Below are 6125 nucleotides of genomic sequence, written 5' to 3' on the forward strand. Positions count from 1 at the left end.
CCTTCGCCCCGCCCTGCTACGCCGAGCGCGCCGTCCCCGACCTGACCTGGCGGATGGCCACCTGGACCCGCGACACGGGCGGCCGCCTGGTGATCTCCGGGCACTCGCAGGGCAGCGTGCTCGCGGCCGCCGCCCTCTGGCAACTCGCACCGTCCGAACGTGGCCGGGTCGCCCTGCTGACCTACGGCTCCCCGCTCGAACGGCTCTACGGCCGCTGGTTCCCGGCCCACTTCGGGCCGGGCGCGCTGAGCTCACTGCACCGGGAGGTGGCCTGCTGGCGCAACCTCCACCGCCTCACCGACCCCATCGGCGGCCCGGTGCGCCTGCCCGGCGACTGCGGCCCCGAGGTGGACCGGGCGCCGCTGAAGGACCCGATGGCGTACGGCCGCACCGACCGCCACCCGCTGCCCGCACCCGTCCTCGGCCACTCCGACTACCAGGCCGACCCGGTGTTCGCGCGGGAACGGCAGCGACTGCTGGCCCGGTTGCGGCCGGAGGTGCCGGGCCCCCGCCCCACCGGCGGCCCGCCTCAGGACGGTTCGGGCAGGTCCTCGGCGTAGAGCAGGGTCAGGTCGTCCGTGCTCGGCTCCGCGACCTGGGCGACCCGGCCCGCATGCCGTTCCACCATCGCCTCGAAGGTCTGCCGGGCCGTACGGCCGTTGCCGAAGGCGGGGCCCTTGGGCAGGTCCGTGAAGTACTTCAGCAGGGCCTGGGCGGTCCCCGGGCCCAACCGGTACTCGTGCTCCTCGGCCTGCTGCTCCACGATCCGCAGCAGTTCCCCGGGACCGTAGTCGCTGAAGGTGATGGTCCGGGAGAAGCGGGACGCCACACCGGGGTTGACCGAGAGGAACCGCTCCATCTCGGCCGTGTACCCGGCGACGATCACCACCACCGCGTCCCGGTGGTCCTCCATCAGCTTCACCAGCGTGTCGATGGCCTCCTTGCCGAAGTCACGGCCGGAGTCCTCCGGGGAGAGCGCGTACGCCTCGTCGATGAACAGCACCCCACCACGCGCCCGATCGAACGCCTCCTGAGTGCGGATCGCCGTGGAACCGATGTGCTCGCCGACCAGGTCGACGCGCGACACCTCGACCAGATGCCCCCGCTCCAGCACGCCGAGGGAGGCGAGGATCTCGCCGTAGAGGCGGGCGACCGTCGTCTTCCCGGTGCCGGGGGAGCCGGTGAAGACGAGGTGACGCTTGACGGAGGCCGCCTTCAGCCCGGCCTCCCGGCGGCGCCGGCCCACCTCGATCATGTCGGTGAGGGCCCGCACCTCCCGCTTGACGCTGTCCAGGCCCACCAGCGCGTCGAGTTCACCGAGCACGTCCGTGGAGGTGCGCGTCTGCTGCTCCGGCGGCACGACGGGGATCAGCGGCTCCTGCTCGGTGACGCGCTGGCCGGGGATGGCGCCGAGCAGTCCCGTGGACCGGGCCGCCGTCTGCTGCACGGTCTGCTCAGGCTCCGGTGCCCGGGGCGCCCGCACCCCCGCGCTCTCGTCGCTCGTGCAGTCCTCGACGACCGGGCCCGAGCCGGGCGCGGAGTCCGCGCCGCCCTCCGCGAACTCGTACCCGCCACGCGCGCAGCGCTCGGTACGGCACTTGCGCAGCGTCGTACGGCAGCCGTCGAGCACATGGAAGCCGTAGCCGGCGCTGCCCGTGACCCGGCAGCCGAGGAAGCTGCCCCGGCCGCCCGCGGAGACGTAGAACCCGGCCTCGGCGGGCGAGTCGACGGTGCACCGCTCGATGGTGGGGTCGGCGCCCTTGGTGACGATCACGCCGGTCTGGGTGTTGTCCACGGTGCAGTTGTTGAGGGTGCCGCCGCTGCCGTGGTCACGGAACCAGGCCCCGGTCGCCGCGTCCCGGATCCGGCAGTCGTCGAGCTGGGCGGTGGCCCCGTCGCTGACCGACACGGCGGTGTTGCGGACCTGGGAGAGGTCGCTGTCGACGACGTCCGCGCGCGAGCCGCGGTCCAGGACGAACAGCGCGTCCGGCACGTCGTGCACCCGGCAGGAGTCGAGGACCACGGTCGCGCCGTCGCTGACCCACACGGCCGGGTAGTCGCCGGTGCTGTCGAAGATCTCGCACTGGTTGGCGTCCACCCGCGTACCCGGATCCCACACCGACAGCCCGTTGCGGCCGAACTGGCGCACCGTCGTGCGGGTCAGCGTCAGCACCGAGCGGGAACGCAGGTCGACCGCGTTCTCGGGGATGTCGTGGATCCGGCAGTCGGCGAGCGTCAGCACCGCGTCGGTGTCCAGGGTGACGCCGTCGGCCGTGGTGCGGTGCACGTCGCAGTCCGTGAGGTGGGCGGTGGCCCGTGCGGTGACCTGTACGCCGCTGCCCCGCACCTCGTAGACCTCGCAGCCCACCGCCTCCAGCGCGGAGTTGTCCCCGGTGACGCTCAGCCCGGCACCCGAGGTGTGGTGCACCCGGCAGCGCTCCAGCCGTGGATGACCGGCCGAGCGCACCATCACCCCGGACTGCCCCGAGGCGACGACCTCGCAGTCCTCGAACACCCCGCCACCGCCGTCGACCACGGCGATGCCGATGCCCGCCGGGTTGTCGACGGTGCAGCGCCGCACGGTGGGCCGGGCGGCGCCGCGCACCTCTATGCCGGCCGCGGACCGGGTGACGATCCGGACGTCGTGCAGCTCCGGCGCGCCGTCCTCGACCAGCAGCGCAGGTGCCGCCGCGTCCTGTCCCTCCACGTGCAGGTCCTGGACGACCGCCGACGCACGGACCGTCAGCGGCACTCCGTCCAGGGGCGCGATCCGCACCGAGCCGGCCGAGCCCTCGGGACCGCGCAGGGTCACCGCCCGCTCGACGACGAGGTTCTCCCGATAGGTACCCGGGGCGATGGTGAGGACGTCACCTTCGGCCGCGGCCTCCAGGGCTGCGGCGAGCGACGCGTACTCACCTGTGCGGCGCCGCCACCTCGAAGTACCGGTGTGCGTCACCTGGACCGTGCCCTGTGCCATGGCGTTGCCGTGCCCCCACCTCGTCGTACGCGGGTCGATGCCGAAGTATCGGCCGGTCCACCGTAGCGTGCGCACGCACGGTGGGTTGACCAGAGGCCGAAGGCGGCCGGGCGGACGCCGCGCCCTCAGCTCCCGGTGCCGGTCCGGCCCCAGTCCGGGCCCGCCCGCTCCCAGGCCCGGTCCCAACGCGCGTACCGGCGGCGGACCATACGCCACAGGACGAGCCGTCTCATGCCCTCGACGAGACCGACGGTCAGCATGGCCGCGCCCAGTCCGGCGAGGACGGCGTGCGTCGTCGCCGTCACCGGGTCCAGCGGGCGGGCCACGAGGGTGCCGTGCGCGTCGGTCCACAGCGTGAAGTGGTCGCCGGTGTGCGGGGTCTTGAGGGCCGTGACGACCGGGCCGTGCCGCACGGTGCCGTCCGGCGCCGTCCAGTCGGCGGTCACGCGACTGCGGCTGTCCCGCAGGGTGGAGGTCTCCGGGTCGGCCTCCAGCGGGGAACGGGTCAGCCGGCGCACCACGGTGGCCGTCACCTCGTACCGCGAGGCGTGCTGCGCGCGGACCGCCCGCTGGAGGGCGTCCTGGGCGACGCCGCCGACGAGAAGACCGGTCACCGGCGCGACGACGAGGACGAACAGCAGGGCCACGAGGGCGAGCCAGGCCTCCATCAGGTCGGTCGCGCGCCGCAGCGGATTGTGCCGCCAACGCCAGAGGCCGCCGATCGCTCGCACCGTGACGCACCCCCTCACCGCTCCGTGTATCCCCGCCCGCGGCCGTTCACGCGTGGGTCCGGTCGAAGAGAGCGAAGTCACCTCCGGCCTGGGCCTTGCATGAACTGCTCGCGAAAATCCCAACGAGCGGGTCCCGGGGCAGGGTTCCCGAACCGCGTCGGCATCCCGCGGGAGCGCGAGAAGTTGACGCACCGTCCAGACGTCCGAGCGGGCGGCAGGCGGGCGTTCGCCTCCGTGAGCCGTCCTTGCCGGAGCGGCTCAGTCGAGGATCGTGACCGGGTCGCCGACCCGGAGCGTGCCGGGGGACTGGGGCACCAGGTTCTGGCCGAAGATCAGGCCGTTGTCGATGCGGCGGTGCCGGCCCAGGGTGTGCAGCGGCTCCTTGCCGCGCTCGGCGGTGGTCTGGTCGGTGGTGGTCACGACGCAGCGCGCGCACTTCTTGGCGACCCGGAAGACCACCTCGCCGACGGCGATGCGGCGCCAGCCGTCCTCGGCCCAGGGGTCGGTCCCCGACACCACGAGGTTCGGCCGGAAGCGGTTCATGGGCAGCGGTCCCTCGGCGGCGTGACGGCCCTGCGCGATCAGCGTGTTGAGGGCGTCGAGGGAGGCGGTCGTGGTGACCAGCAGCGGGAAGCCGTCGGCGAAGGAGACCGTCTCCCCGGGCAGCGCGAACCCGGGATCGACCGGGCGGCGCACGGCCGGGTCGTCCATGTGTACGAGACGCACGTCGGCGTCGAGGAAGGCGCTGCACCATGCGTGGGCGTCGGGCCCGGCGAGCACAGCCTCCACCTTGTCGCCGAATATCTCGACCGGCACGGTCCCGGCCAGCTCCGGCTCCGGGACGCTCAGCGGTTCATGGCCGGGCGCGGACAGCCGGACGCCGCCGGGCACGAGCTCGGCGGCGGCCATGGCGAGGCGCGGCTGCTGGCGTTGTGTGACGACCTTTCCCCCGTCGTCGACCAGCACCCAGCGTCGGTCTCCGGCCAGCCCCCAGGGCTCCACGACGGCTTCCCGGAGCGACAGGGCCCGGAACGCCTTGACCGGATGAACGTGAATCGACCGCAGGTCCGCTTTCTCCATGGTTCCCATCGTGCCAGGTGGCACCGACGGGCCAGGAAAACGGATCAGTAGCCGCCGCGGTACTGCTGCTGGTTGCCGTACGGATCCTGGTAGGGAGCCGGAGCGGGCCGGGCGGCCGCGGGGCGCATCGCCTCGTAGCCCATGCCGGACTGGACCGGACGGGGCTGCTGCGGCTGCGGACCGGGGTAGCCGCGGGGCGCCGCCTGCTGCGGGACGTAGGCGGCGGGCGCCTGTTGCAGCGGGGAGGGCTGCTGCGCCTGCGGATAGCCGTAGCTCGGCTGGGAGGGAGCCGGCGGAAGGGCGGGCAGCGCCGAGGGGAGCGCGGGCAGGTTGCTGCCCATCGACGGGAAGCTGTTGCCCATGTCGTACGCGGCGGGGACCCGGATCGGGGCGATCTGCGGAGTGCCCCGTTCGGCCACGAGCGAGTCGTAGATCGGGGTGTCCGGGAAGGAGGCGGAGTAGTAGCCGCCGCCATAGGTGGAGCGGGGGGAGGTCATGGCACATAAGTTAAGCCCACGATGTGCTGGTTGGGGAGACCGATAAGAGGGTTGTTTTCCGCGTCCGTAGTGACCTGGGATCCCCAATGCGAGCGAACATGGGAAAAAGGGGCACCAGGCATGGTGCCGATCGCGTAAAGCCCGAGTTCCGGAGGGGTTACCGGTGGTTGACCTCCCGGGTTTCCGCCTCTTCGTGGGAGTTCTCCAGCGCGCGGAATAGGTTGGTTCCGTAGACAACCCGATGGGGGCCGGGACCCGGCCCGGCGAGTGGGACGTGATGGGGGCGGACATGTCAATGTCGAAGGGATCGAATACGCCGGTGCCGACAACGGCACTGCGCGTCGAATTGGGCTGGGGAGCCGGCCCCGGGGTACCGGACGCCGACGCCTCGGCGCTCCTGCTGGTCGGCGGCAAGGTCCGCTCGGACGGGGACTTCGTCTTCTACAACCAGCCCGCGCACTCCTCCGGCACCGTCCGGCACGAGGGAAAGCGCCGGGACGGCGGCGGCCGGGTGACCGACACCCTGCTCGTCGACCTCGCGCGCGTGGAGCCCGCCGTCGAGACCGTGGTCCTCGCCGCCTCCGCCGACGGCGGCACGTTCGGGCAGATCCCCGGTCTGTACATCGAGGTCCGGGACGCGGAGCGGGGGACCGTCCACGCGCGTTTCGACAGCACGGGCGCGAGCGTCGAGACGGCGTTCGTGCTGGGCGAGTTCTACCGCCGCCAGGGCGCCTGGAAGTTCCGGGCCGTCGGCCAGGGCTACGGCAGCGGGCTGGAGGGACTGGCGACGGACTTCGGCATCACGGTGGACGAACCGCAGCACCCGGCCCAGGCGCCGGC

At 72.9% G+C, this 6125-nt stretch carries 5 protein-coding genes and 1 pseudogene; 2 read left to right on the plus strand and 4 right to left on the minus strand.

Translation table 11 applies throughout. The features are described 5' to 3' along the window. A pseudogene (locus FNH09_RS47375) lies at window positions 1-560 on the plus strand (hypothetical protein); the annotation flags it as partial. Here FNH09_RS47375 and FNH09_RS43560 read toward each other — a convergent pair. The 4 genes from FNH09_RS43560 to FNH09_RS43575 form a co-directional block, all read right to left on the minus strand. Next, on the minus strand, window positions 530-2977 hold the full coding sequence (locus FNH09_RS43560; protein WP_162469990.1) for a right-handed parallel beta-helix repeat-containing protein: 2448 nt from the start codon (window positions 2975-2977) through the stop codon (window positions 530-532). The pseudogene FNH09_RS47375 and the gene FNH09_RS43560 overlap by 31 nt on opposite strands. 125 nt (window positions 2978-3102) lie before the next feature. Continuing rightward, the gene (locus tag FNH09_RS43565) at window positions 3103-3708 is read right to left on the minus strand and encodes an Rv1733c family protein (protein ID WP_162469989.1); all 606 of its coding nucleotides are present in this window, start codon (window positions 3706-3708) and stop codon (window positions 3103-3105) included. A gap of 258 nt (window positions 3709-3966) precedes the next feature. Continuing rightward, the gene (locus FNH09_RS43570) at window positions 3967-4788 is read right to left on the minus strand and encodes an MOSC domain-containing protein (RefSeq protein WP_152895406.1); all 822 of its coding nucleotides are present in this window, start codon (window positions 4786-4788) and stop codon (window positions 3967-3969) included. 44 nt (window positions 4789-4832) lie between these two features. After that, window positions 4833-5285 carry a DUF6643 family protein gene (locus FNH09_RS43575; protein ID WP_152895407.1) on the minus strand — a complete coding sequence of 151 codons (453 nt, stop codon included), beginning with the start codon at window positions 5283-5285 and terminating at the stop codon, window positions 4833-4835. Window positions 5286-5580: 295 nt separating this feature from the next. On the opposite strand from FNH09_RS43575, the gene FNH09_RS43580 reads away from it, so the two are divergent. Further along, window positions 5581-6125, plus strand: a 545-nt coding sequence (locus FNH09_RS43580) for a TerD family protein (protein ID WP_162469991.1), incomplete at its 3' end; no start/stop codon positions are given.

This window comes from Streptomyces adustus, from assembly GCF_009377175.1.
GTDB classification, from domain to species: domain Bacteria; phylum Actinomycetota; class Actinomycetes; order Streptomycetales; family Streptomycetaceae; genus Streptomyces; species Streptomyces adustus.

Coding starts and splice junctions, on each gene's coding strand:
- FNH09_RS43560 (WP_162469990.1), bottom strand. CDS start 2,977: ATGGCACAGGGCACGGTCCAGGTGACGCACACCGGTACTTCGAGGTGG.
- FNH09_RS43570 (WP_152895406.1), bottom strand. CDS start 4,788: ATGGAGAAAGCGGACCTGCGGTCGATTCACGTTCATCCGGTCAAGGCG.
- FNH09_RS43575 (WP_152895407.1), bottom strand. CDS start 5,285: ATGACCTCCCCCCGCTCCACCTATGGCGGCGGCTACTACTCCGCCTCC.